The sequence below is a fragment of the Pantoea alfalfae genome, assembly GCF_019880205.1.
GTDB classification, from domain to species: domain Bacteria; phylum Pseudomonadota; class Gammaproteobacteria; order Enterobacterales; family Enterobacteriaceae; genus Pantoea; species Pantoea alfalfae.
Window position 1 is genome coordinate 2,406,863 of the sequence record NZ_CP082292.1, and the last position, 25,867, is coordinate 2,432,729.

A 25,867-nucleotide genomic window follows, 5' to 3' on the forward strand; every position below is an offset into this window, starting at 1 on the left:
CATCACTGTTTTTCCACGCGAAGGCCATTCATTCCCGCCACGATGCGCGCATTCAGCTCGCTATCGTCTCGTTTCCAGAATGCCCAGAATGAGGGCGACTCCCCTTCGGGAACCGGCAGCGACAGTCGCCACACCTTGCCATCCAGCGCCTGATATTCCGCCATGATGCCGATAAAGCGCGCCTCAGGCAGGCTCTTAATCCGCAGCGTTTTGCTGCGCTGCTCTGGCGTCAGGAAGAATTGCTGGGTGTTAAGCTGCGCACTGCCCAGCACCGTTGCAGACTGGTTTTGCAGGGAGTAAAAGTCTGCTGACATGAACTCCGCATCGGAGCTCAGTAACACCACACGGACCTTCAGCGGCGCACCGCCGTTAAGCTGATTCTCCCCCTGAACGTCCAGGTTGTAGTAAGCCACCGGCGGCGTACTGCTGCCGCTGCAGGCCGTCAGCAGCCACATCAGCAGCACGATCAACCCACCGCGCAGTTGTGTTGTTCTCATCATCAAGCCCTCCCTGCTCAGTGCGATTAGTTAATGATCCAGGTTCCGTTAGTGCTGTTCTGACAGGCGGTGCTGTCACCGTTAACCGCGACGCAGGTTTTTTTCTTGCTGCTGCTGCGCACGCGGCGTTTCGGCTGATCGGCTTTAACGGTCTGATCGTAGAGTGCGCTTTTCACTACGGCGCGGAATGGCACATAGCCTGTCAGCTGGACGGTTGCCTGCGGCGCGGCAGGCTGAGCGGCATCTTTCACGGCAGTGGTGGCGCTGTCCGGCTTAGCTTCTGCTGCGGCCTGTGCGGGTTCACCCAGCGCCAGCCAGTTGTTCTCGACCTGACCAATCACGGTGTAGCTTTCGCCGGTTTTCAGCGTCTCTACCACCTTGCCGCCGTAACCTGGCTGGCTCATCACCGAGCCGGGATAGAGGGCGCGATAGGTTTCATTGACCGGACTGAATTGCGCTGGCGGTTTTACGGCATAACGGTGACTGATCGCCACACCGTCCACCGTGCTGGTCACCAGGGTGTCATCGGTCATTTTTGGCGGGGTTTTACAACCGGCGACTGAAAAAACAAACATCAGGCCTAACGCAACGCGGAGCTTCACCATTTTTTTCATGTTGTGTTCCATTCATACCTTGGAGAGTGGCCAGAGGCCGGGTGTCAGTAATGAAAATCGAGATGTCATCTTCACAGGAAGCCGCTTAGTGCCAGATTAAAAAATAATCCTTAAACAAAAAGCGCTTAAGCGTCTTGCTGCGAAAGGTTAACCGATCAGCAAAAGTTAAGTATAAAAAAGCAACACCGGGGACGTAAACGGGAAAAGGGAGGAATCTGACCTGGTAAACAACGATCAGAAACATGATCAATTTTTTCCCGGCAAATTTAAGAAGGTGGGGTAAACCCAAGCTTTCCTTATGCCATCCCTGGTCGAAAAACCGTCGAATTGAATTAAGCCAGTAACAGTGAGTTAATTACCCGGCAGTAAAAAATGACGCGTTATGCCCGATAAATTCTCATTATATTCTTTTAATTTCAATACTTTATAACTTTAACGAAATTTCATAGCTACCGCACGAGTCAGGTAGATCCTGCCCGTGAGTCTGAAATTACAATCCATGTGTAAATATTAGCTGCGAGTTTACAGAAGATTGACAAAATTTCAACGGCCCACTTTCAGAAGAATTTAGTTAAGTAAAGTTTAACTAATTAAGTTAATACAAATAGGGGTTAGTTTTAAGCACGCGGTTAGGACTAATCTTAACAACATACGAAAGTATGAAGTTTTATTGCACATAAATAAGTTTTTTCTGAGACTGGCATTAAAATCACTCATGTTTTAAATGGTTCTGATTTAAGCCAAATCAAAAGACGTTCATGTTGTTCAGGCAGCCAGACTCAGCGTTTTGCGTCAGTCGGCTGCGCGGCAAATGCCTGATTATCAGATGATTAAGCAGCTATGCGCCTGGCATGGCGCAGACAGAGAATGGATGGCGATTAAAACGCAATAAGCGAAGCGTTAACCAGGTCATGCCCGCTTTAAGAGCAGACTGATTAATTATGCTTTACCGGCTCGCTTAGTGAGCAGCTCACAGCCCCGACAGAGCATAAAAAAACCACGCCGTAGCGTGGTTTAGCGAGAGAGCGTGCCGCATTACTCCGGCACGATTAAGGCTATCAGAAGAAGCCCAGCGGTTCGATACTGTAGCTGACCAGCAGGTTTTTCGTCTGCTGATAGTGATCGAGCATCATTTTGTGGGTTTCACGGCCAATGCCCGACTTCTTGTAGCCGCCAAAGGCAGCGTGCGCCGGATAGAGGTGATAACAGTTCGTCCAGACGCGCCCCGCTTTGATCGCCCTGCCCACCCGATAGGCACGGTTGATATCACGGGTCCAGACGCCGGCACCCAGGCCATAAATCGAGTCGTTGGCGATACTGATCGCTTCCGCTTCATCTTTAAAGGTGGTGATGCCGATCACCGGGCCAAAGATCTCCTCCTGGAAAACCCGCATGCTGTTGTTGCCTTTCAGCAGGGTTGGCTGGATGTAGTAGCCGCTGTTGAGTGAGTCATCCAGCTTCTCTACGCCGCCGCCCACCAGCACTTCGGCCCCCTCCTGCCGCGCCACTTCGAGATAAGAGAGAATTTTATCGAACTGTTGCTGCGACGCCTGCGCGCCTACCATGGTCTCGGTGTCCAGCGGGTCGCCGCGTTTGATGGTTTTTACCCGCTTCATTACGGCTGCCATAAACGGCTCGTAGATCGACTCCTGCACCAGCGCACGCGATGGGCAGGTGCAGACTTCACCCTGATTCAGGAAGCCCAGTACCACGCCTTCGGCCGCTTTCTCAATAAAGCTCTCCTCCGCCTGCATGATGTCTTCAAAGAAGATGTTCGGTGACTTGCCGCCCAGCTCGACCGTCGAGGGGATCAGGCTTTTGGCTGCCAGCTCCAGAATATGCCCGCCAGTAGCGGTGGAGCCGGTAAAGGCGACCTTGGCGATACCGGGATGGGACGCCAGCGCTTCCCCCGCCTCTTTACCAAAGCCGTGCACCACGTTCAGCACACCCGGCGGCAGCAGATCTTTAATCAGATCGACAAAGATGGTGATCGACAGCGGCGTCTGTTCAGCCGGTTTAAGCACCACGCAGTTCCCTGCTCCCAGCGCCGGAGCCAGTTTCCAGGCTGCCATCAACAGCGGGAAGTTCCAGGGGATAATCTGCGCCACCACGCCCAGCGGCTCATGGAAATGGTAGGCGGCGGTGAACTCATCAATCTCTGCCGCGCTGCCCTCCTGCGCTCGGACACAACCGGCAAAGTAGCGAAAGTGGTCGACCGCCAGCGGCATATCGGCCGCCAGCGTTTCGCGCACCGGTTTACCGTTATCCCAGGTTTCATAGACCGCCATGGTCTCCAGATGCTGTTCCAGCCGATCGGCAATTTTCAGTAGCAGCAGTGAGCGTTGTTGTGGCGAGGTCTTGCCCCAGGCGTCCGCAGCAGCAGCAGCAGCGGCCACCGCGTTATCCACATCAGTAGCATCTGAGCGCGGGAACTCACCGGCCGCAGAGCCGTTTACCGGCGAGGTATTAGTAAAGTAGTTACCCTTCACTGGCGCGACGAATTCACCATTAATGAAGTTGCCATAATTCTTCTGTAGCGTAATCAGAGAACCTTGTTCTCCGGGGGCAGCGTAACGCATGATCATTCTCCTGACAGGTGACTGACGTAACAATGATTAAACTTATTATTAACATGAAGGATCATTGTGAGCCTGTCAGGTCTGTTAACCGGAAACTGTGACCGCCCCGAAGGAATAGGCGTTTACGCTGCGCTTAGAGAAAATTCCGACTTTTTCCCGAAAACGTAGTCAGAGAGAAACTTGTGCGGCACAAAGGGGGTCAACCTGAGGATGAATTCATTCTGGAGATAAGCATGCTGGCTTCAGCTTTTACCCAGATGCGCGCTAAAGCCAATTTCGTGCATCAGTTTATCCGCAATCCGCGCAAGATGGGCAGCATTACCCCCTCGTCAGAGGCGTTGTGCCGGACGATGATTACATCGGTGAAATGGCCTGAAGCGTCGCGCATCGCGGAACTTGGTGCGGGCGATGGCGTACTGACCCGGCAGATACTGGCACAGATGGCGCCCGACGCCACCCTGGATGCCTTTGAAATCAGCACTTCGCTGGCAGGCAAGCTAACCGCGCTGGAGGATCCGCGCATGACCGTGCGCACCTGTTCTGCGGAGTATCTGAACGGCAACTATGACGTGATCTTCTCCGGCCTGCCGTTGTTATCCTTACCGCCCGAACTGCGTGAAGCCATTCTGCGGGCGGTCTATAACGCCCTCGGCCCGGACGGCGTTTTTATACAGTTTCAGTACACCTCGCTGACCCAGCCTGACCTGTCGCGGTACTTCACCTGGGAGCGCCAGCGGGTGCTGAAAAATGTACCACCCGCCTGGGTTTACCGCTGCACGCGTCACTACGCGCCCTGAGCACGCCCTACTGCCGGGCGCGTCTGTTGCCAGAAGGTCACCAGCAACTCACGCGCCCAGTCTTTCCCTTCAATCTCGTTGGCCCCATCCTCTGTGCAGCCCGGCGGCGTACAGACACTCATGATGTGCCGTGAAAATTCGGGATGAAACTGTACCGAGAGCGCCTGCGGTGAATAACGCACAATCTGACAGCCATCGCGCGCAGAAGCGGCCAGTACCTGCGCCCCGGACGGCGCGCTGACGACCGACTGACGATGCGACAGCCAGACGCTGAAGTCGGCGGGTAGCGTCTGCAGCAGCGGATCGCGCTGTGTCTGATCTGAGCAGCGAATGGGTAACAGACCGCGCTCCCAGCCGTTGGGATTGTCTGCCACTTCACCGCCCAGCGCATACGCCATCAGCTGATGGCCGTAGCACACACCGAGCAGCGGCAGACCATGATCAATCGCCGCTCTGATCCAGGCGGCGCTGCGTTCACTCCAGTCGGCGTGATCGGTGACCATTGCCCAGGAACCGCTGAGGATTGCGCCGGAAATCGTGTCAAAATCGGGTAACGCTTCGCCCAGATGAGGCCGCACAATCAGGTACTCATCGGGTTGGAGATTCAGTGCATCAATAAACCAGCGCGGCTGTTCACCAATCTCTGAAACGACGTTTGCGGGTGGGACTTCAAGCTGAATTAACGCAAGGGGTAAGGCGGACGAATAGGTCATACCGAATCGGTTCCTTTAAGAAGTCATTTCGAATCAGTCTGCCAGCATCGCATCCGAAAGTCTCATCGGGCTGCACCGCCATCGCAGAAAATTTCTCACTGCGATTGGCTGGAGTACCGCAGTTCGTGCCATCATTAGCGGGCTAAGCAAAAATCATCAAAAGGATATTATCGTGGCTGTGCGGCATTTTTTTCTGATTCTGATGGTGGTTTCTATCTGGGCCTTCAACAACGTGGCGGTGAAATGGGGGCTGCTGGAACTGCCGCCGCTGTTTCTGACCTTTATGCGCTTTGTAGTCGTCGCCATCGTGCTGGTACCGTTCTGCCGCATTAACCGTCAGCAGTTGCCCTGGCTTTTGCTGCTGGCTTTCACCTTCGGTTTTATGCACTTCTCGCTGCTATTTGTCGGCCTGCGCTACACCGATGCCGGCACGGGCGCGATTGTAGTGCAGCTGGGCACACCGATTGCAATGTTGCTGGCAATGGTGGTACTGAAAGAGAAGCTGAAGCTGGTGCAGCTGCTGGGCATTATGATTTCGCTGAGCGGCGTGGTGGTGCTATCAGGCAGTCCGACGATTCCCTCGTGGTGGGTGCTCTGTCTGCTGTTGTGCAGCGCCACCGGCTGGGCCGTCAGTAACCTGATAGTGAAAAAGTCACCGCCGATTAAACCGCTGACCATGACCGGCTGGATTGCGTTTCTGGCGATTCCCATCGTCGGCGGCTCCAGTCTGGTGATGGAATCCCATCAGCTTTATGCACTGCAGCATGCGGGCTGGCGCGGCTGGTTCGCCATTCTTTACAGCGCCATCGCCTCGTCGATTGTGGCCTATACGCTGTGGTATATGCTGCTGAAGAAATATAACGTCAATCTGATCATGCCCTATTCGCTGCTGACGCCGGTTTTATCGGTGGTGATGGGGATTGTCGTGCTGGGTGACAGCCTCAACAGCTTCAAGATTATCGGGGCCTCACTGGTGATCCTCGGCACGGCTATCGCGGTGCTCAACCTGCGAAACCTGCGGATGCATGCCCGCTTCCCGCGCCTGCGGCGACGTTGATCCTGCGTGCTATGCTTGAGAAATCACCCCTTTCAGGAAGCACAACATGGACTCACAGCTTGCCGCCTCTCTCTGGCAGCAGATGCAGCAGGGATTGCGGGGTCGCGACGACGCCTTGCCTCTTCCTGCCTTCATTGATCGCGCCACCTTCGCTTCTGCTTTTGCCGTCAGTGAACTGGCGGCCACCAGCATCGGTCTGGCAACGCAGGCCACCGCCGCACTGATCGCCGCCTCCTGCCCTGAATATCGCTCTCCGCCTGTCGCCGTCAATGTGCGCCTGGCGTCACGCTGGTTCCAGCAGAGTTTTATCCCGCTTAACCGTGCGGCACCTGCGATGTGGGACGCGTTTGCCGGTGACTATCGCAGCCGCGATGGCTGGATCCGCCTGCATACCAACGCCACACATCACCGGCTGGCGATGGAAAAGGTGCTGGGTACGCACGCCGATCGCGTGGCGCTGGCGCAGCAGGTGCAACAGTGGCAGGCCAGCGAACTGGAGCAGGCGATTATTGATGCCGGTGGCTGTGCCGCAGAAATGCGCAGCGCTGCCGCCTGGCAACGGCATCCGCAGGGCCAGGCCGTACAGCATGAATCGCTGTTTAGCTGGCAGACCACACAGCCTGCTCCTGCGCCGGACTGGCCGCTGGCCGAAGCGCGTCCGTTGCTGGGTATTAAAGTTCTGGATCTGACGCGGATTATCGCCGGGCCGGTCGCCACCCGTTTTCTGGCCAGTCTGGGCGCCAGCGTGCTGCGCATCGATCCGCCCGGCTGGCAGGAGCCGACGCTGGATGAGGAGATAAGCTGCGGCAAGCGTCGCGCGGTGCTCGACCTGACGCAGCCCGCCGATCGCGATCGGTTTATCCGCCTGCTGCGTGAAGCGGACGTGCTGGTGCATGGCTACCGGGCGGATGCGCTGGAACGCCTTGGATTTGATGCCCAGACGCTTCAGTCACTCTCGCCCGGTCTGGTTGATGCCGGTCTGAATGCATGGGGCTGGCAGGGTCCGTGGCGCAACCGCCGGGGTTTTGACAGTCTGGTGCAGATGGGATGCGGCATTGCTGAACGGGGCATGCAGTGGCAGCAGAGCGACAAACCGGTTCCGCTGCCGGTGCAGGCCCTGGATCATGCCACCGGTTATCTGCTGGCAGCCGCCGTGCTGGAAGGATTACGGCGACGCGTGACGCAAGGAGAGGGCAGCCAGGTGCGGCTGTCGCTGGCACGCACCGCGTGGCTGTTGCAGCAGCATCCCACCGGTGAGCACGCGGGTTCCGGCATTGTGCCGCAGGTTAAGGATAACCTGCCCTGTTACGAGTTAACGCAGTGGGGGTTTGGGGTAAGGCTCAGGGCAGCCGCCTGGCTGCCCGGTACTCCAGAGCTCTGCGCAACACCGGGTTGTACGCCGGGCACGCACCCGGCGACGTGGTGAATCAGGCGTCGGGCGTCTCTTCACTGCTCTCAAGCAGTTCGTTGTACATCGCCTGAATCGCCTCACGGCTCAGCATCGCGAGGGTGCGATAAAACGCGGTAGTCGCGTGTGCTTCCACTTTGCCCAGAAACGCACCGCACCACGGCAGCAGGTACTCTTCAAACAGCGCCAGCTGCGCTGCGCTCTCATCTTCCGCTGACTGATCTTCCAGCCAGGACGCGGCCAGCAGCAGCACGCCAAAATGGTCAGCAGGCGCATCGCTCAGCGGCATGCCGCGTGAGGTTAAGAACGCACGTACTTCCGGTTCCGTTTTGCCTTCCGGCCACTGTGAGGCGTAAGGCGGCACATTACAGTCGCTGCCCACAAACAGCGCGTTGTAATCGGCGGCCAGCGCCTGCGGATCGCTGTTCTGTTGCAGACGGGTCAGTAGCTCATCCTGCTCCAGCGGCCACTGCGACTGCAGTTTGCCTTCACGCAGCAGTGTAAACAGCGGCACCAGCAGCGGGTCCTGCGGCTGACGATTAAACAGTGAGCCGATCACGCGGCACAGAATGGAAAACTCATTCATGAGTCAGATTTCCTTGAGGCAAAATAAATTAAAAGTCAGCCAGTTCAGCAATATGTTTGCCGCTACGCATTTCCAGAAAGTCGAGCAGGCGACGCGGCGTGACATTTAACACCCGATCCTCAGGAAAATCCACTTCGCGGGCAATCCGCAGGCAGTGATCGAAATGGCCGAGCGTAAACGCGGTGTGGGAATCGGAGCCGAATGCCAGGCGTCCACCGGCATCGCGCACGGCGGCGGCGATAGCGCGGCAGTTAGGTTCGCTGCCCGGACGCGAATGGGTAAAGGAGGAGTTGTTCAGCTCCAGCGCCACGTCGTAGTGCGCTGCGGCCTCGGCAATCGCCGGAATATCGACCGGGAATTTCGGGTTGCCCGGATGGCTGATAATATGGACCAGTCCGCCCGCCATCGCGGCGATCATCGCGTCTGTGTGATGTTTCCGGTCGCGCGGCGCATAAACCGGCTCGTGAAAACCGGCGACGATTAAATCCAGCGCATCGAGCATCGGGCCGGAACAGTCGATTTCGCCCTGCTGATTTTTAATATTGGCTTCGATACCGCGCAGAATCCCTACGCCATCGATCACGCGCGGCCAGACGCGCATATTAATAAAGTGCCAGTAGTGCGGTGCGTCGGCCATATCGGGGCCGTGATCGGTAATGGCAAACAGTTTCAGGCCAGTTTGCTTCGCCTGGGTCACGTAGTCGTGCAGCGTGCTGTAAGCATGCGTGCTGGCGATGGTGTGCATATGCAGATCTACCGGATACATCCTCTTCTCCTGCTGAGTGCCCCTGACGGGGCCGGTTCATTAATAGCCGCGCTGACGATCAACCCTGCCCTGCGGCGGCTCGCCTGCCTGATCCTGGGTAATGGCGCGGGCGATGTAGTCGATAGCTTCGTCGATCAAGGTTACCGCCGCATTATGGGGCGTAATCGTCACACGCGGATGTGACCATAACGGATGCGCTTCGGGCAGCGGTTCAACCTGAAACACATCCAGCGCCGCCGCTTTCAGCTGCCCGCTATTGAGCGCGGCCAGCAGATCGTCTTCCACCACCTGCGCGCCACGTGCGATGTTGAGGAAGAACGCGCCGTGCGGTAGCTGCTGTAAAAAGGCGTGGTCAATAAGATTAATGGTCTCGTGCGTGCTCGGCAGCAGGTTGATCACCACCCGCGTCTCCTGCAGAAAGGCTGACAAGGCATCGCGTCCGGCAAAGCTGGTCACGCCGTCGATGGTTTTCGGTGAGCGGCTCCAGACGCGCAGCGGGAATCCCCAGGGTTTCAGGCTCTCCGCCACGCGCTGCCCCAGCACGCCCGCCCCCAGAATCCCGACGGTGAAACTTTCACGCGGGTAAGCAGGCAGCGGCTGCCAGCACTGTTGCTGCTGCTGAAGACGGTAGTCGTCAAAACGACGGAACCAGTTCAGTACGCTATGGACGGCATATTCCTGCATCTGGCGCGCCATCCCGGTATCTTCCAGCCGGTAGAGCGGCACGCTGTCGGGCAGCATCTCAGGGTGCTGCTGCAGCTGTTTCAGAATCTCATCAACGCCTGCACCCAGCGCAAAGACGCCGCGCAGTGTGGCGCGTCCCTGCAGCATCGCTGCGGGCGGTGAGCGGACCAGCGCATAATCAGCCGGGCCGTCGTCGCCCGGCTGCCAGGCACGCACCCGCGCCTGGGGCAGACGCTGTTGTAAACCGTTAATCCAGGCCGCTGCAGACTGCGACGGGTGATACCAGATGATCTCCATCCTGCTCTCCTTTTTTCTTTCAGCGTCAGGGAAAAGCGAGGTGAGAGCAAGAAAAAACCCGCGTGAAAAAGCGGTTTTTCCCATAAAAATAATTCCCGTGGCTTCACATTTCCGGCTCGCTTCAGGGTGAAGTGGGCAGATAAGGTCTAAAGTTGGTCCTGTGGTCAATGCGTTACGCGCGGCCGCATTTCGGACAAGGAGAAAAACCGATGACAAAAATTGAGGTAAACGCCGACTCACGGCGTCAGCGTTATGCGCCTTTTCTGCTCACGTTGCTGCTGAGCGTACCTGCTTTCACCGCCCATGCCGACGACAACAGCCGCATGCTGAATAATCAGCCGCAGCCGCCGGACGTGCGTTTAGGGCCGCTGTTTAATGCCGTGCAGCAGGCGAAGTTCTACCCCGATCAGAAGACCTTTGCCGATGCGGTGCCGAAATTTGATCCCGCGTCGATTCTTGCCGACTGGCAGATGCAGAAGAAACAGCGCAATTTCGATCTCAAACGTTTTGTTGACGCTAACTTTACGCTGCCCGCTGCGGGCGACAAATATGTGCCGCCCGCCGGCCAAAATCTGCGTGAGCACATTGATGGCCTGTGGCCAGTGTTGACCCGCACCACCAGCAGCGCTGGTCAGTATGACTCGCTGCTGCCGCTGCCTAAGCCCTATGTGGTGCCAGGCGGGCGTTTCCGCGAAGTCTATTACTGGGACAGTTACTTCACCATGCTGGGGCTGGCCGAGAGCGGACACTGGGATAAAGTGCAGGATATGACGGATAACTTCGCCTCACTCCTCGACCGTTATGGCCACATCCCCAACGGCAACCGCAGCTACTACCTGAGCCGTTCACAGCCACCGTTCTTCAGCCTGATGGTCGATCTGCTGGCGACGCACGATAACGGCAAAGCCTATACCCGTTATCTGCCACAGCTGCAGAAAGAGTACGACTACTGGATGGCAGACAGCGATAACGTCGCGGCGGGTGCAGCCAGCAAGCGGGTGATTAAGCTGTCGGACGGCAGCCTGCTCAACCGCTACTGGGATGCGCGCGACGTGCCACGCACCGAATCCTGGATGGATGACATTGCCACCGCGCAGAAAGCGCCGCAGAGGAATAAAGCCGAACTCTACCGTGAGCTGCGTTCCGGTGCGGCGTCGGGCTGGGATTTCAGTTCGCGCTGGTTTACCGATGCGCATAACTTGTCGACAATCCGTACCACGCAACTGGCTCCGGTTGACCTCAACAGCCTGCTGTTCCATCTGGAGCAGACCCTGTCGAAAGGCTATCAGATGAACAAGCAGAGCGATCTGGCGAAGCAGTACGCCGATCGCGCAGAGAAGCGCCAGGCAGCGATCAACCGCTATCTGTGGGACAGCAAACAGAACTGGTATGCCGACTATGACTGGCAGAAAAAGCAGGTTCATCCGCAGCTGACGGCTGCCGCGCTGTTCCCGCTCTATCTGCAGGTCGCCAGCGATAAGCAGGCTGAAAGCACTGCCAGCGCGGTTGAAAAGCAGCTGCTGAAGCCCGGCGGTCTGGTGACTACCACCGTGAACAACGGCCAGCAGTGGGATGCCCCGAATGGCTGGGCCCCGCTGCAGTGGGTTGCCGTGGAAGGCCTGGAGCATTACAACCAGCCAAAACTGGCGAAAGAGGTAGGCTTACGCTTCCTGCAAAACGTCCAGATGACCTATGACCGTGAGCATAAGCTGGTGGAGAAATATGTCGTTGATGGCAAAAATCTCGGCGGTGGCGGTGGCGGTGAGTATCCGCTGCAGGACGGCTTCGGCTGGACCAACGGCGTCACGCTGAAACTGCTCGATAAGTACTGCCCGAAAGATAAAACCTGTAACAGCGCCCACGATATTCCTCAGGCGTCTGCCTCGCAAAACTGATCCACTCTGGATACCTCTGGCCTCGCCGGAGGTATCCGCACGCCTTTTCAGCGAATTTTACTTGACCTTCTTACATCAACAGGCAAAATTGCAGCCAATTTACAAAAGGTAATAATTCTCATTATGATAATGAGATTGCCTATTAACAACTTTACTCACCTGCCTTAATCTTTGCTATGAAAGGAACTCCGATGAAACTGTCACTGTCGCTGAGAGGGTATATTCGCCTCTGCACCCTGGCGCTGACCGCGCCTGCTCTGAGTTTCGCTGCCGATATGGTGGTGACTGCACAACCGCAAGAAGATTCGACCTCGCCGACCCAGGGCTATCTGGCCACCACCAGCCAGGGCGCAACCAAAAGCGACCGTCCGCTGATCACCACGCCGCAGTCGATATCCGTGGTCACCCGCCAGCAGATGCAGGATCAGGGCGCGCTGACCCTGAACCAGGCACTGGGCTATAGCTCCGGCGTCTTCACCAACTTTGGCGGTGCCGCGACCCGTTACGACACCATTGCGCTGCGCGGCTTCCACGGCGGCGATGTCGATAACACCTTCCTCGACGGCATGCGGCTGATGAGCGACGGCGGCAGTTTCAACGTATTGCAGGTGGATAACGCCTTCCTTGAGCGCATCGACGTGATCAAAGGCCCCTCTTCTGCCCTTTATGGTCAGACGGTGCCGGGCGGACTGGTGAACATGGTCACCAAACGTCCGCAGTTCAGCGAAGAGGGGCATATCCAGCTGCAGGCGGGCAGTAATGCCACCACCGGTACGATGTTTGACTACACCAATGCCATCAACGATCAGTGGGCGTTTCGCCTGACCGGCGTGACCCGCAACAGCGATACCCAGTACGATCACACCCGCGAAGAGAAATATGCACTGATGCCGCAGCTGATGTGGCAGCCGGACGAAGATACCCATCTGATCCTGAAAGCCTATCTGCAGAAGGATCCGTCGGGCGGTTATCACGGTTCGGTACCGGGTGACGGCAGCCTCACCGAACATAACGGCTACAAGCTGAGCAACGGCTTTTATGAGGGCAACAGCGATCTCGATCAGTTCAAGCGTCGCGAGCAGATCTACAGCTTCGATTTCGCCCATCGCTTCAACGACGTCTGGTCATTCTCCTCAACTGGCAGCTACAGCCACTCGAATGTCGATCTCGATCAGGTCTATCAGGTTGGCTGGGATGAAAATAATCCCGACCTGCTGAACCGTTCTTACTCCGGTGAGCGCTCGTCGCTCTCCGCCTGGTCCACCGATAACCGCTTACAGGCGGAGTTCGACACCGCTGAACTGGAGCACCGCGTCACCCTGGGTGCCGAGTATCATCGTTACAAAAATGAGATCAGCGCGGCGGGCGGTTCAGCCAGTCAGCTCAATGCCCTGACCGGCGAGCAGGTAGGCGACATGCCGGATTACACCTGGGCCGATAAAACCCGTCGCTACTATCAGACCGGCCTCTATCTGCAGGATGAGATGAAGCTGGATCGCTGGCATCTGGATCTCTCCGGTCGTTATGACCGCATCGTCGCCAATAACAGCGGCAATGAGCGTCGTCAGGATGATCACATCAGCGGACGCGCTGCGCTGCTCTATGCCTTCGACAACGGCATCTCGCCTTACGTCAGCTGGAGCCAGGCGATTACCCCGACCGCGCTCACCGATTCCAACAATAACCTGCTGAAGCCCACCACCGCGGAGCAGTATGAAGCCGGGGTGAAATATCAGCCGGTCGGCACCCGCGATCTCTATAGCGTGGCGGTCTATGACCTGACGCAGAAAGATGTGGCGAACCGGGAAGCACCGACGCCGTTCTTTACGCCATCGGGCAAAGTTCATTCACAAGGTATCGAGCTGGAAGCGCGTAATCAGTTAACCCCGCGTCTGAGCACCGTGGCGAGCTATACGCTGAATCGTCTGCGCTTTAAAGAGTCGGTGGATGGCAACGACGGACATACGCCGTATGTCACCCCCAACAGCATGGCGGCGCTCTGGGGTCACTATCAGTTTGATTACGGTCTGAGTGCGGGTGCAGGTGTGCGTTACATCGGCAAACAGTGGGCAGACAATGAAAACACCACGCGCGTGCCGTCGGTGACGCTGTTTGATGCGTCAGTGCGGGCCGATCTCGGCGTCTGGAACAGCAGCCTGAAAGGTGCCTGGGTGCAGGTAAACGCCAATAATCTGACCGACCGCACCTATGTGGCAGGCTGTTACGGTACGGGCTTCTGCTACTGGGGCGCGGAACGCAGCGTGATGGCGACAGTCGGTTACGACTTCTGATTAAAAGTAAGAGATAAAAAAAGGGGACGAATCGCTTCGTCCCCTTTTTCGTTTAAACCGTTACGGTCAACTGCGTACTTTGCGGTAGATAAACAGCACCACGATGGCACCGATAACAGCGACCACAAAGCTTCCGAAGTTAAACCCATCGACGCGGCCGAAGCCAAACAGCGTACTGATCCAGCCACCCACTACAGCACCGATAATACCCAGAACAATAGTCAGAATGAAACCGCCACCGTCTTTACCCGGCATAATCCACTTAGCCAGAATACCCGCGATTAAGCCAAAGACGATCCAGGAAATAATACCCATCTGTTGCTCCTTCCTTTTTATGATTAAAGCGTGAACGCCTGATTTATCAAGCGGTTTACCGCGATAAGTATAGCCAGCTTTTTGAAAAACGCCTCACGGGTCACACTATTTTTTAAGAATTCAGCGACTAAAGCTTTTTTTTGCCGCGCCGATAACCGGGATGAGGCAAAAAAACAGCATAAATACAGTAACCCCTTGCGGAGCAGGACGTGAAAGAAGCCGACCAGGAACAATATTTAAAACGTGGCACGCTGGCGGTTCTGGGCGTAATGAAAGATCTGCTGCGCCTGCAGACGCCACTACTGGTGCGCTTCGCGCGCGGGCAGTTTATCAGCCGGATGCTGGCTGCCGATGAAGATCGCCTGCTGTTTGACCTGGGCAGTAATAATCTGGATAACGAGTACGCCCTGACCAGCGACGATCTCAGCATTACTGCTGAAACCTATGGCGCGAAGGTAGAGTTCAGCCTCGCCTCACTGGAGAGGGTGGAGTTTGAAGGATTGCCTGCCTTCAGCGCACCGTTACCGGAGCTGCTGTGGCAGATTCAGCGTCGTGAGTTTTTCCGCGTCTGCGCCCCGCTGGAACCGCAGTTCTGGTGTCATACCGTGTGGCCGGATGGCAGTAAAACACGCCTGCGGTTACAGGATCTGTCACTGGGCGGAATCGGCGTGCTGGTGGATGAACCGCTGCCGGAGGGGTTGCAGAACGGTGACAGCTTCAATCCGTTCCGGGTCGAGCTGGGGGAGTATGGTCATTTTGACGTGCCGGTAAAGCTGCTGAGCATTGGCGAGCGCAGCGTGGTGACCCGCAAGAACGAAACCCGCATCACACCGCGACTGAGCTTTCGTTTTGCCACGCTGAACCCGACGCAGGAGCGGCAGCTTCAGCAGATTATTTTTGCCCTTGAGCGCCTGGCTCGCGATAAATCAAACCGCTTCCAGTAACCGCTTTATGGATGCGCCACGCAGGTGGGCCGCATCCAGGCTATGCTTCTTGCTTGTTTTCTTTTAAACCGGAACCCAGCAAGGAGACCCTCCCCAATGGAAAACTGGCTCGCTTCACGTCGTTTTCAATCCCTCTTTTTTAATCAGGAACTCTGGCTCAACAGCGCCATCGTAGTAGTTTCCACGCTGGTGATTTACTGGGTATTACGTACCCTGATTCGCTTTATCTCCAACCGGATTGCACTTTACAGCGAACATCGTCATGTCCGCGCGACCGCGATTCTGGTGGAGATACTGCGCAGCACCAGCCAGACCCTGCTGCTGATCTTTTCACTGCTGATTGCCCTGAAGTTTGTGGATCTGCCCGCGTCCTGGAGCGTCACCATCGCACACGGCTGGTTCCTGGCGCTGATCGTTCAGCTCGCGCTGTGGATCGACTGCGGCATCCGGCTCTGGCTGAAAAGCCTGCTGCGTGACCCGCTGCACGTACGCAACCCGGTCACTACGGTGATCCTCGGGATTTTGCTGCGGGTGGTGGTCTGGATCATGATGTTCCTGGCCATTCTGTCGAACATGGGCATCAATATTACCGCACTGGTCGCCAGCCTTGGAGTGGGTGGTATCGCGATTGCGCTGGCGATTCAGACGGTACTGAGCGATGTGTTTGCGTCGCTGGCGATTGGCTTCGATAAGCCGTTCGAGCACGGCGATTTTATTGTCTTTGGTGATATTGCCGGTTCCATTGAGCACATTGGCCTGAAAACGACCCGGCTGCGCAGCCTGAGTGGTGAGCAGATCGTCTGCTCAAATACCATTCTGTTGCAGCAGACGATCCACAACTATAAGCGTATGCAGCAGCGCCGCATCGTGTTTAAGTTTGGTATCAGCTACGCCACGCCGTCAGAGCAGGTCCGGGAGATCAGCCCGCTGGTGAAAGAGATTATCCAGGGCGTTGAGACCACCCGTTTTGACCGCGCCCACTTCCTGGCCTTTGAAGATTCAAAACTGACCTTTGAAGTGGTCTATTTTGTGCTGGATGCGGATTACAATAAGTACATGGATATTCAGCAGGAGATTAACCTGCAGCTGATGGCGGCACTGGAAGAGCGTAACATCCGTTTCGCCTTCCCGATTCGTCAGGTTGAGTTCAGCGGGGGTAATCTGCCGCCGGTGGATCTGGTTGCGATACAGAATGACGATGACGAGGTGCGCAGAATGGTGCGCTAAATCAGTGCCCGCCTTTCTTTTCAGGCGTGGCGCGCATACAAGCCGGTGCGGGCGGAATCGTGACCGCATCGGCTGCTTCACCCCTTGCATTCAGCCGTTCCGCCTTACCGCTTACTGATGCCGGTAGCAGCTCACGCCGAGATACTCACTGAACGCTTCCTGCAGCACGCCAGCCGTGGCCGAGTGGTTCATCGCCACGTGATGCTCAAAGCCATTGCGGCAGATCCACGCCAGCAGCGTCTCCAGCTGCGGCACCTGAATGACCGCGCGACAGCCGACCGTGTCCAGCGGATCGGTGACAGATATTCCTTCACCCACATAGGCTTTGATTTCGCCGCTGAAGTCATCGGTCGAGAGGCGAAAATAGGTGAGATCGCCCTGCTTCATCCGGCCATGCACCGCGCCGCAGGTGTTCTCTTTGCCCACGGTGGTGCCAATAATATCCGCCGTGCCCATGGTCGGTGACTCCAGGCTGGCGCTGGCAAAATTCCCGCAATGAAACAGCACACACTTGTCCCGCTCGTCGCCAAAGTTGTTGTTCCAGTCCGCCAGTGAAGCAGGACTCAACGAACAACTGGCGAGCGCATACATCGACAGCGCACCCATCACGTCCACTTCACAGGCGCTGGGCATCAGTTGACCCGACATCACGCTCATAATTGAGCAGACGTTGATGCCCAGGTTTTCCTGCAGCGACGTCCAGCACTGAATGGCAGTCGTATCGATATCGTTGTCGCTGATCCACTCGCTGATCACCACAAACAGTTTGGCCATGGTCACCAGTTTGTCACCCGGAATCCCGCGCGCATCGGCGTTGGCTTCCAGGATTTCGCGCTTCTCTGCCACGCGGATATCGTCATCACGCAGCCGGTTAGTGCGGGTAAAAATTTCTGATAGATCCAGGGTTTCTACCGCGATGCCCATCTTCTCCAGCAGCTTTTCGCTGTAGCGCACGGTGTTGAATCCGGCGGGCCGCGCACCAATCGCGCCGACACGAACCCGCCGCATCGCATTCACCACCCGACAGAGCTGGCTGAAACGCTGTAAATCCTGCTGAAAAACTTCGCCGCTCAGGGCGCAGACATGCTGACGGGTCAGGGTAAACGGGATGCCGTACTGCCGCAGGTTGTTGCAGAGCGAGATTTTACCGCAGAAGCTGTCACGTCGGGTCGCCAGCCCCATTTTATCCAGGTTGTCCTCTTCTGCCTGCACCAGCACTGGCACATTCAGCCCGGCCAGACGCAGCGCTTCGGCAATGGCCTTTTCGTCACCAAAGTTAGGCAGCAGCACCACAATGCCGTGAATCGCTTCGCGATGCTGGCGAAACAGCGCAGCGCAGGTTTTGGCCTCCTGCCGCGTCTCGACGCCGCCCAGATTGGTCTGGGTTTCATCCAGCATCACCGTATTAATGTTCATCTTTTCAAACAGCGCAACCGCCTGCTGGCGCGCCTCGCCCACCAGATAGCTGGGAAAAAATCCCCGGTTGCCAATAATGACGCCGAAGGTTAACTGCTGAGGAAGTGTTGACATGTCTCTGCTCCGGTTAAGGATTAATGTGGCTGATAACGACAGCGTGCAACGGCGTCGATCCAGCCTTTATAGTTTTCCTGCATACGCTGCGCGAGCTCTTCACGCGGCATGATGACACTGCCACCCTGCAGTGCCTGCATATCACTGCCCTGCTGCCACCATCCCAGTACTTTGCCCGCCAGCAGCGCCGCGCCCAGCGCGGAAACCTCGGCGGTCGGCACACGCTGCAGCGGCCGCTGTAACACATCCGCCTGTAACTGCATCAGCCAGCTGTTTTCGGTGGCGCTGCCATCCACACAGAGAGCCGGGAGCTGCTGGCCGCTGGCCTGCTCCATCGCAAAAAAGACGTCGGCGATTTGCCAGACGATTGACTCCAGCGCGACCCGTGCCAGTACATCGGGCGTGGCGGCGTCCGTCAGTCCACATACCATGCCGCGCGCCTGCAGATCCCACCAGGGCGCGCCCAGACCGGAGAGCGCCGGGACAAAATAGATGCTCTGATTGTCGTCGCAGCGCTGCGCCATGGCGGTCAGCGCACGCGGATCCTGCACGCCGAGCAGTTTGCCCAGCCAGGCGGCACCGGAACCGGTATGGGTGATATTGCCTTCAAAGGCATAACGCAGCGTGCCGTCGTGCCAGGCCACGGTGGTGCTGAGGCCATTTTCCGTCAGCAGCGGCGTCGCCATCGACATCATCAGTGAAGAGCCGGTGCCGTAGGTGGCTTTCACCACTTCTGACTCGCCGCGCCGCTGCGCCTGCAGTGCAGCATGGGAGTCACCGATGCGCGCCAGAATTGGCGTGCCGGGCGCTAAGCCGGGAATGTTACGCACCGCGACAACGCCCTGTTCGCTGGCGGAGGAGGTAATACGTGGCAGTGCGGCGCGCGGTAGCTGAAACAGCGTCAGCAGCTCGTCGTCCCAGTCATTGAGATGCAGGCTATAAAGTTGAGTGCGGGCTGCGTTGGCGTGATCGGTAACGAATATCTCGCCTGCGCTGAGCTGCCAGCTGAGCCAGCTGTCGACAGTGCCGATGCAAAGCTCACCGGCTGCGGCCCGCGCTGCGCCATCGGGAATGGCGGCCAGCATCCCGGTCAGCTTGGCGGCAGGAAACATCGGATCAACGGCGAGCCCGGTTAAGCCGGTGATACGTGGCGCTTTGCCCGCCTGATGCAGATCGCGACAGAATGATTCAGAGCGGCGATCCTGCCAGCTCACCAGTGGCGTCAGGGGCTGACCATCACACCGCTGCCAGATCAGCACCGACTCGCGCTGATTGCTGATCGCCACGGCCGCAACAGGCGCGCCATCACAGGCTGACAGACACTGGATGATTGCCTGCTTTACCGCCTGCCAGATTGCCATAGGGTCCTGCTCCGCCAGTCCGGGCTGCGGATGTTGCAGGGTTAAACTCTGGCTGCCGCGCGCCACTACGCGGCCACTGCGATCAACCGTAATCGCCTTGGCGTTGGTGGTGCCTTCGTCAATCGCCAGAATCAGGGGTCCCACCATTTTTATGCTCCTGCGCAGATGCGTGCTGCACTGTTAACTATGCTGCTGGCATCAATGCCATGACGGGCGCGGGTCGAGGCGCGATCGCCGGCAATCGCATATTCGCCATCCGGAATGCCGAGCCGTAACAGCGGGATGCCGCAGCCGCCCTCCGCCAGCACCTCGGCCACCAGGCTGCCGACACCACCATTGACGTTGTGCTCTTCTACGGTAATCACCGCTGGGTAGTGATTTAACAGGTTGCGCAGCTGTTGGGTATCACAGGGACGAATCGATGGAACCGCGATCACACCGGCTGAAATGCCCTGTTCAGCCAGTTGCTCAGCGGCGTGAACCACCTCGTGAACCGTTGAGCCCATTGCCACCAGCGCGATGTCGCTGCCTTCCCGTAACAGGTCGATCGCGCCCGGCCTGAACCGGTAGTTTTCGTCATGCAGCTGCGGCAGATCTTTGCCATCCAGACGGATATAAACCGGGCCGACATGCTCAAGGGCGTAGTCGATGATCTGGCGGCACTCCAGCGGGCAGGAAGGTGCATAGATCTCGATGTTGCCGAAACCGCGCATCACCGCGATATCATCAATGCTGTGGTGGGTGCTGGCTAACGGGCCATAGCTAGCCCCGGCATTCAGCCCGAACAGTTTGACGTTGGTGTTGTTGTAACAGACGTCAACTTTCACCTGCTCATTGGCGCGTGATACCAGAAACGGCGCGGCGTTACAGGTCACCGCAACTTTGCCACCCAGCGCCAGCCCGGCCGCTGTGCCCACCAGCGTCTGCTCGGCGATGCCGACGTTGATCAGCCTGTCGGGAAACGCCTTAATAAAGGGGGAGATTTTGGCGGTTGAGGTGGAGTCAGCCACCACCGGCACCAGATCCACGCCGCGATTCACCGCGTCGATGAAAGCCGTCACCATGACGCTTGCTAAATGTTGTGCATTACTCATCTTTCAGTTCCTCCAGTGCCAGTGCGATCTCTTCGCCTTTCGGCACCCGGTGATGCCATTCGGCTTTGCTCTGAATAAAGGAGATACCAAAGCCCTTTTCGGTATGCGCGACAATGACCTGCGGCTTGCCGTTCTTCGGCAGGTTTTCGATGGTGTCGACGACCGCCGCCATCTCATTGCCGTTGCATTCGGTAACCTCCAGCCCGAAGGCACGCCATTTTTCCGGCAGCGGATCGGTGTTCATGATGTCGCGGGTCGCGCCCGCCAGTTGCAGCTTGTTCTTGTCATTAATGATGATCAGGTTGTCGAGGCCGTAATGTGCCGCGACCAGTGCCGCCTCCCAGTTGCTGCCTTCGGCCAGTTCCCCGTCGCCGGTCACCACAAAGATGCGGCGCGAGCTGTTATCTTTTTTCGCTGCGATAGCGATGCCCACCGCCACCGGCAGGCCGTGACCCAGCGCGCCGGTGTTTAGCTCAACGCCAGGCGTTTTCTGCCGCACCGGATGGCCGGGCAGATGTGAGTCGGCATGCTGATAGGTTGCCAGCCAGTCGGTAGGAAAGTAGCCCGCCTCCGCCAGCACGCAGTAATAGCCGCCCACCGCGTGTCCTTTAGACTGGATGTAGATGTCACGCTGATCGTCGTCCGTGCGATCCGGGGCGCAGTTCAGGATGCGGAAGTAGAGCGCGGTGAGGATCTCCACCTGTGACAGATCGGCACCGGTATGACCGCCTGCCGGGCTACCCGCATTTAGCTGGATGATGCGACGACGGATAGCACGCGCCCGACGCTCAAGGTCTTCGACCGGAAGATTGAAAGGATTCATACACTACCTCTGAATTTTAAATCGTTTATGAATATATATTCACGTCGGTTAAAAAAATTTCTGCCAAAAATACGTGCCTTACACTGGCACGCCCTTCTGTTTGCCACTCTGCGCGTCTGACCGGGCAGGCCATCCCCGTGAGCAGAAACATGCAGCAGTCCGGCCTGCCCGACTCAGCGCGATCAGGGTTTTGCCGGTGTGCCCTCCTCGATTAATGCTTTCTGTGCCACCACCGCCGCCTTCTGCTGCATCCGGCTCTGAGTCTGATCGATAATGACCGCAATGATGATGACAATACCCTTAATGACCATCTGCCAGAATTCGCTGACGCCCATCATGATCAGGCCATCCGCCAGAAAGCCGATGACAAACGCCCCAATCAGCGTGCCGACAATGGTGCCGCGTCCGCCCGCCAGCGACGTGCCGCCCAGCACCACGGCGGCAATCGCGTTCATCTCAAACGCGGTGCCGTTCGCCGGATGGCTGGCGACCAGTTGCGATGAGACCACGATGCCGGCAATGGCTGCGCAGAAGCCCGACAGGGTGTAGACCAGAATTTTCACCTGCCGGGTTTTCACCCCCGACAGTTCAGCAGCACGCTCGTTGTCGCCGATGGCATAGACCTGACGGCCAAACGGCAGACGACGGGCGATATAGCCGATGACCAGCGCCAGCAGCACCATCATCCAGATGGCATACGGCAGCCCGAGTAACGTCCCCGCACCAATCCGATCGAAGCCGGTATTGCCCAGTAGCGGATTACCCTGTAAACCGGGAAAGGTCTCGCCGCCGGAGGTGAGCATGGCCGCGCCGCGCAGGATATACATGGTGCCGAGAGTGCAGATAAAGGGGGCCACGTTGTAGCGGGTAATGATCCAGCCATTGCCCGCGCCAATCAGCGCGCCGATAAACAGCACCACCGGCACAATCACCCAGACACTGGGAAAGATAGCGATGCCAAACATCGGCAGCACAATCCCTTTAGTGATCAGCCAGCCGGCGATCATGCCGCACAGCCCTAAGGTGGCCCCAATCGACAGGTCGATCCCCGCAGTGATAATGACAAAGGTGATGCCCAGCGCCAGAAAGGCGTTGATGGCGATATGCTTCACCATGATCACCAGGCTGCCGGTGGCGAGAAAGTCCGGCACGGTGATGGCGAAGAAGCCGACAATCAGAATCAGCGCAATAAAGGTGCGCAGTTTCAGAAGCAGCAGCAGAATGCTTTCGCGTGAACTGAATGCCTTAGCCGGAAGCGTGTTCAGCGCGACGCTGTTATTGCTTTTCATGCTCAGAACCCCTGCGCACTTGCTTTCACCAGCGCTGCCTCTTCCGCCTGGTCGCGGGGAAGATCAGCCGTAAGTTTGCCGCCCGACATCACCAGGATGCGATCGGCTACCGCCATAATCTCTTTCAGATCTGAGGTGGAGAACAGCACGGCGATACCCTGCTGCGACAGCGCCACCATGGTGCGAAACACCTCGGCTTTGGCCCCGACGTCAATGCCGCGGCTCGGCTCATCCAGCAGCAGCAGGCGCGGATTGGTCAGCAGCGCACGGCCAATCACCACTTTCTGCTGGTTGCCGCCGCTGAGTGCGCTGATGGCGACGTCCGGCGAAGAGATTTTGATCGCCAGGTTGCCCACCGTCTGGTTCACCGCCTGCAGCTCCGCCTGATGCGCTATGGCAAAACGGCGCGACAGCCGCCGCCACAGGCTGGCGATGGTGAGATTACTGGCGACCGACGAGACCGGGAAAATCCCGGCGCGTTTGCGATCTTCCGGCACCAGACTCATGCCCATGCGGATGCGATCGGCGGTCGGCAGACGGGTTGGCAGCGGTTTACTGTCGAGCCACAGCTTGCCGAGATAGTGACGCTGGCTGCCGAGCAGACACTCAAACAGTTCGGTGCGACCCGCGCCCATCAGTCCGTAGATCCCGACAATTTCGCCGGCACGCACCTGAAAACTGACATCATCGACCAGCGTATTGCCGTTGGGGCTGACGCAGGTAATATGCTGTGCTTCCAGCACCGGCGCGCCAAACTCACGCTCATCCGGCAAAAAGGTCGTGACCGGCTCACTGCCCAGCATCTCGCGCACGATCCATGGCACATCAATGGTGCTGACTGGTGCTTCCGCCTGGAAACGTCCGTCGCGCAGAATGGTAATCACGTCACCAATTGCCATCAGCTCCTCCAGCCGGTGGGAGATATAGATAAGGGTCACGCCCTGCTGCGTCAGGTCGCGGATCACCCGGAACAGGATCTCCACTTCGGTTTTGCTCAGCGCAGAGGTCGGCTCGTCGAGGATCAGAATGTCTGCATCTTCTGCCAGCGCTTTGGCGATCTCCACCAGTTGCTGCTGACCCACTTTGAGATTGCCGACCCGCTCAGTGGGCGAAATCGGCTGGTCGAGTCGTGCCATCAGTGCGGCGGTGCGGCGTGCCTGCTCCACCTCATTGATGGGTAACAGGCCGCGCTGGATCTCCCGGCCCAGAAAGAGGTTCTCCGCCACCGTGAGGTTTTCAAACAGATTCAGCTCCTGATGCACCATGCCGATACCGTGCCGGGCGGCGTCACGGGTGCTGCTCAGCGTCAGCGGCTCGCCATTCAGGAACAGCGAACCGGCGGTGGGCTGCTGCACCCCGGCCAGAATCTTCATCAGGGTCGATTTTCCCGCCCCGTTTTCACCGATGATGACGTTAACTTTGCCGCGCCAGACCCGGTAGTCGACGCGATCCAGCGCCAGCGTGCCGGGAAACAGCATCGATATCTGTTCGGCCCGCAGTATGATCTCATCGTTCATCAGGGCGTCCCCCGCTTCAGCTCAACCGCCACCACCTCTTCAACGCTGTTGTGACCGATGCTCACCGCCAACAGCGCCTGCACCGGCTGGTTGACCCAGCTGGCATCCAGCGGCGGCAGCTGCTTCACCGCATGACGGTTCAGCGCCCTGGTCAGCTGGGCGTACTGCACCTGATTCGTAAACTCCTCGAAACGGAACCCGGCGGCGTCGCGAATAGCGTTGCTGCGCAGCACCGGCCCGACGCTGACTGCCACCGGTTTACCGTTGATCGTCAGCGTCAGCGTGCGTTCACGCGGATTACTCTCATCCAGGGCGCTGGCCGTCCCGCTGGCCCGTACGAAGACGCTTTCACGCCCGTCGGGTTTAACCGTCTGACTTTTCGCCTCCATGTCGGCCCAGCTCAGCGCGTGGCTGTTCGCGGTGGTCATGACCCGCGGCTGCCAGGTCTCTTCCGCAATCTGCTGTGGCGTCTGGGTGGTATAGCTGGGCTTCGCGTGCGGATCTTTCGGCAGAATCGGGTTACCGTCCGCATCCAGATCCACCACGGTGCAGGCGCTGAGCAGCGCCATACCGGTCAATACCGCCAGTATCCGTTTCATGGTTATTTCGCCAGGTTGAAGTTTTTCAGCTTAGCGGCGTTGCTGTCGTCAATCAGCACACAGTCCATCAGCTGCTTCTCCTGTTTCTGCGCTTTGCCGTTCTTCAGGTAGTAGTCCGCCTGCGTGACCGCCATCTGCGCCTGATCCCAGCCCGGTTGCAGTACCGTCGCTTTGATGTTGCCTTTATTGAGGATCGAATCGCGGGTGTAATCGCTGCCGTCAAAGCCCACCACGATGACTGAGGTTTTCCCGGCGGCTTTCAGCGCGGCTTCCGCGCCCAGCGCCATGGTGTCGTTACCGGAGATCACACCCACGATGTTGGGGTGCTTCTGCAGCAGGGTTTCCATGCGGCTGAAGGCTTCGGTCTGGCTCCAGTTAGCGCTCTGCTGCGCCACCATTTTCAGGTCGGTGTAGTCATCCAGTACGTCGTGATAGCCCTGCGACCGCACGCCCGCGTTGGTGTCAGACTCCTTGCCCAGCAGTTCAACGTACTCGCCTTTGCCGCTCAGCAACTTTGCAAATTTCTCTGCACCCAGCTGCGCACCCTGATAGTTATTGGAGACGATCTGCGCCACGGCGATACCGGTTCTGTTAATTTCACGATCAATCAGGAAGGTCGGGATACCGGCATCTTTGGCTTTCTGCACCGGCCCGACGGTGGCGTCCGCGCCAGCGTTATCCAGAATGATCGCTTTCGCTTTGCGCGCAATCGCGGTCTCAATCAGCTGGTTTTGCTTGTTAACGTCATCGTCGTGCGACGCCACCAGCGTGGTGTAACCCAGCTCTTTGGCTTTGGCTAACGCGCCTTCTGCCTCGGCTTTGAAAAACGGGTTGTCATGAGATGGGGTAATAATCGCCAGCAGGCCTTGCTCTGCCGCCAGCGCCGTTGCAGAAAAAGCGAACATCGAAGCCAGCAGGGTTAGTTTGATCAGAGGACGCGTCATTATTTCTCTCCGCTTGAATATATATTCACAGGCGATTTTA

General features: G+C 57.7%; 23 protein-coding genes. 7 read left to right on the top strand and 16 right to left on the bottom strand.

Annotation, left to right across the window (positions count from 1 at the left end):
- Positions 1-2: 2 nt before the first annotated feature.
- The 3 genes from tssJ to exaC all read right to left on the bottom strand — a co-directional run bounded on the left by tssJ (position 3) and on the right by exaC (position 3,690).
- The gene (gene tssJ, locus K6R05_RS11175) at positions 3-500 is read right to left on the bottom strand and encodes a type VI secretion system lipoprotein TssJ (protein ID WP_222924161.1); all 498 of its coding nucleotides are present in this window, start codon (positions 498-500) and stop codon (positions 3-5) included.
- Positions 501-523: 23 nt separating this feature from the next.
- Positions 524-1,123 carry an SH3 domain-containing protein gene (locus K6R05_RS11180; protein WP_161736237.1) on the bottom strand — a complete coding sequence of 200 codons (600 nt, stop codon included), beginning with the start codon at positions 1,121-1,123 and terminating at the stop codon, positions 524-526.
- A gap of 1,046 nt (positions 1,124-2,169) precedes the next feature.
- Complete coding sequence (gene exaC / locus K6R05_RS11185; RefSeq protein ID WP_222924162.1) at positions 2,170-3,690, bottom strand: acetaldehyde dehydrogenase ExaC; 1,521 nt, start codon at positions 3,688-3,690, stop codon at positions 2,170-2,172.
- A 233-nt stretch (positions 3,691-3,923) separates the two neighbouring features.
- Here exaC and K6R05_RS11190 point away from each other — a divergent pair, with 233 nt between their 5' ends.
- The gene (locus tag K6R05_RS11190; RefSeq protein ID WP_161736059.1) at positions 3,924-4,487 is read left to right on the top strand and encodes a class I SAM-dependent methyltransferase; all 564 of its coding nucleotides are present in this window, start codon (positions 3,924-3,926) and stop codon (positions 4,485-4,487) included.
- On the opposite strand, the gene K6R05_RS11195 is transcribed toward K6R05_RS11190, so the two are convergent.
- On the bottom strand, positions 4,475-5,200 hold the full coding sequence (locus tag K6R05_RS11195; protein ID WP_161736060.1) for a glutamine amidotransferase: 726 nt from the start codon (positions 5,198-5,200) through the stop codon (positions 4,475-4,477). The two genes, K6R05_RS11190 and K6R05_RS11195, sit on opposite strands and share 13 nt — an antisense overlap.
- A 172-nt stretch (positions 5,201-5,372) precedes the next feature.
- Here K6R05_RS11195 and K6R05_RS11200 point away from each other — a divergent pair, with 172 nt between their 5' ends.
- Together K6R05_RS11200 and K6R05_RS11205 are read left to right on the top strand one after the other, a co-directional pair.
- Positions 5,373-6,257 (top strand): DMT family transporter, encoded by an 885-nt coding sequence (locus K6R05_RS11200; RefSeq protein WP_222924163.1) that lies wholly within the window; start codon positions 5,373-5,375, stop codon positions 6,255-6,257.
- Positions 6,258-6,303: 46 nt separating this feature from the next.
- The gene (locus K6R05_RS11205) at positions 6,304-7,683 is read left to right on the top strand and encodes a CoA transferase (protein ID WP_161736062.1); all 1,380 of its coding nucleotides are present in this window, start codon (positions 6,304-6,306) and stop codon (positions 7,681-7,683) included.
- Position 7,684: 1 nt separating this feature from the next.
- Here K6R05_RS11205 and K6R05_RS11210 read toward each other — a convergent pair whose 3' ends face one another.
- The 3 genes from K6R05_RS11210 to ghrA are packed head-to-tail and all read right to left on the bottom strand — an operon-like array spanning position 7,685 to position 9,998.
- On the bottom strand, positions 7,685-8,251 hold the full coding sequence (locus tag K6R05_RS11210; protein ID WP_161736063.1) for a TorD/DmsD family molecular chaperone: 567 nt from the start codon (positions 8,249-8,251) through the stop codon (positions 7,685-7,687).
- A gap of 28 nt (positions 8,252-8,279) precedes the next feature.
- The gene (locus K6R05_RS11215; protein ID WP_222924164.1) at positions 8,280-9,017 is read right to left on the bottom strand and encodes a phosphatase; all 738 of its coding nucleotides are present in this window, start codon (positions 9,015-9,017) and stop codon (positions 8,280-8,282) included.
- Positions 9,018-9,056: 39 nt separating this feature from the next.
- Positions 9,057-9,998 (bottom strand): glyoxylate/hydroxypyruvate reductase GhrA, encoded by a 942-nt coding sequence (gene ghrA, locus K6R05_RS11220; protein ID WP_161736065.1) that lies wholly within the window; start codon positions 9,996-9,998, stop codon positions 9,057-9,059.
- A 209-nt stretch (positions 9,999-10,207) separates the two neighbouring features.
- Here ghrA and treA point away from each other — a divergent pair, with 209 nt between their 5' ends.
- Both treA and K6R05_RS11230 read left to right on the top strand, forming a co-directional pair.
- The gene (gene treA, locus K6R05_RS11225; RefSeq protein ID WP_161736066.1) at positions 10,208-11,893 is read left to right on the top strand and encodes an alpha,alpha-trehalase TreA; all 1,686 of its coding nucleotides are present in this window, start codon (positions 10,208-10,210) and stop codon (positions 11,891-11,893) included.
- 191 nt (positions 11,894-12,084) lie between these two features.
- On the top strand, positions 12,085-14,184 hold the full coding sequence (locus K6R05_RS11230; protein ID WP_222924165.1) for a TonB-dependent siderophore receptor: 2,100 nt from the start codon (positions 12,085-12,087) through the stop codon (positions 14,182-14,184).
- A 66-nt stretch (positions 14,185-14,250) separates the two neighbouring features.
- On the opposite strand, the gene K6R05_RS11235 is transcribed toward K6R05_RS11230, so the two are convergent.
- Positions 14,251-14,499 carry a GlsB/YeaQ/YmgE family stress response membrane protein gene (locus tag K6R05_RS11235; protein ID WP_031375306.1) on the bottom strand — a complete coding sequence of 83 codons (249 nt, stop codon included), beginning with the start codon at positions 14,497-14,499 and terminating at the stop codon, positions 14,251-14,253.
- Between the two features lie 209 nt (positions 14,500-14,708).
- Here K6R05_RS11235 and K6R05_RS11240 point away from each other — a divergent pair, with 209 nt between their 5' ends.
- The gene (locus K6R05_RS11240; RefSeq protein WP_161736068.1) at positions 14,709-15,443 is read left to right on the top strand and encodes a flagellar brake protein; all 735 of its coding nucleotides are present in this window, start codon (positions 14,709-14,711) and stop codon (positions 15,441-15,443) included.
- A gap of 96 nt (positions 15,444-15,539) precedes the next feature.
- Positions 15,540-16,670 (top strand): mechanosensitive ion channel family protein, encoded by a 1,131-nt coding sequence (locus K6R05_RS11245; protein WP_222924166.1) that lies wholly within the window; start codon positions 15,540-15,542, stop codon positions 16,668-16,670.
- 111 nt (positions 16,671-16,781) lie between these two features.
- On the opposite strand, the gene K6R05_RS11250 is transcribed toward K6R05_RS11245, so the two are convergent.
- From K6R05_RS11250 to K6R05_RS11285, 8 genes are all read right to left on the bottom strand, one after another.
- Entirely contained in the window at positions 16,782-18,200 is a 1,419-nt protein-coding gene (locus K6R05_RS11250) for an L-fucose/L-arabinose isomerase family protein (RefSeq protein WP_161736070.1), read from the bottom strand.
- Positions 18,201-18,220: 20 nt separating this feature from the next.
- Complete coding sequence (locus K6R05_RS11255; RefSeq protein WP_222924167.1) at positions 18,221-19,708, bottom strand: FGGY family carbohydrate kinase; 1,488 nt, start codon at positions 19,706-19,708, stop codon at positions 18,221-18,223.
- Between the two features lie 2 nt (positions 19,709-19,710).
- Entirely contained in the window at positions 19,711-20,655 is a 945-nt protein-coding gene (locus tag K6R05_RS11260; RefSeq protein WP_161736072.1) for a transketolase family protein, read from the bottom strand.
- Positions 20,648-21,478 (bottom strand): transketolase, encoded by an 831-nt coding sequence (locus tag K6R05_RS11265; protein WP_033732315.1) that lies wholly within the window; start codon positions 21,476-21,478, stop codon positions 20,648-20,650. Before K6R05_RS11265 ends, K6R05_RS11260 begins: the two co-directional genes overlap by 8 nt.
- A gap of 182 nt (positions 21,479-21,660) precedes the next feature.
- Entirely contained in the window at positions 21,661-22,767 is a 1,107-nt protein-coding gene (locus tag K6R05_RS11270; protein ID WP_161736073.1) for an ABC transporter permease, read from the bottom strand.
- Between the two features lie 2 nt (positions 22,768-22,769).
- Positions 22,770-24,284 carry a sugar ABC transporter ATP-binding protein gene (locus tag K6R05_RS11275; protein WP_222924168.1) on the bottom strand — a complete coding sequence of 505 codons (1,515 nt, stop codon included), beginning with the start codon at positions 24,282-24,284 and terminating at the stop codon, positions 22,770-22,772.
- On the bottom strand, positions 24,284-24,883 hold the full coding sequence (locus K6R05_RS11280; RefSeq protein WP_161736075.1) for a DUF2291 family protein: 600 nt from the start codon (positions 24,881-24,883) through the stop codon (positions 24,284-24,286). Before K6R05_RS11280 ends, K6R05_RS11275 begins: the two co-directional genes overlap by 1 nt.
- A 2-nt stretch (positions 24,884-24,885) precedes the next feature.
- The gene (locus tag K6R05_RS11285) at positions 24,886-25,827 is read right to left on the bottom strand and encodes a D-ribose ABC transporter substrate-binding protein (protein WP_222924169.1); all 942 of its coding nucleotides are present in this window, start codon (positions 25,825-25,827) and stop codon (positions 24,886-24,888) included.
- Positions 25,828-25,867 lie beyond the last annotated feature (40 nt).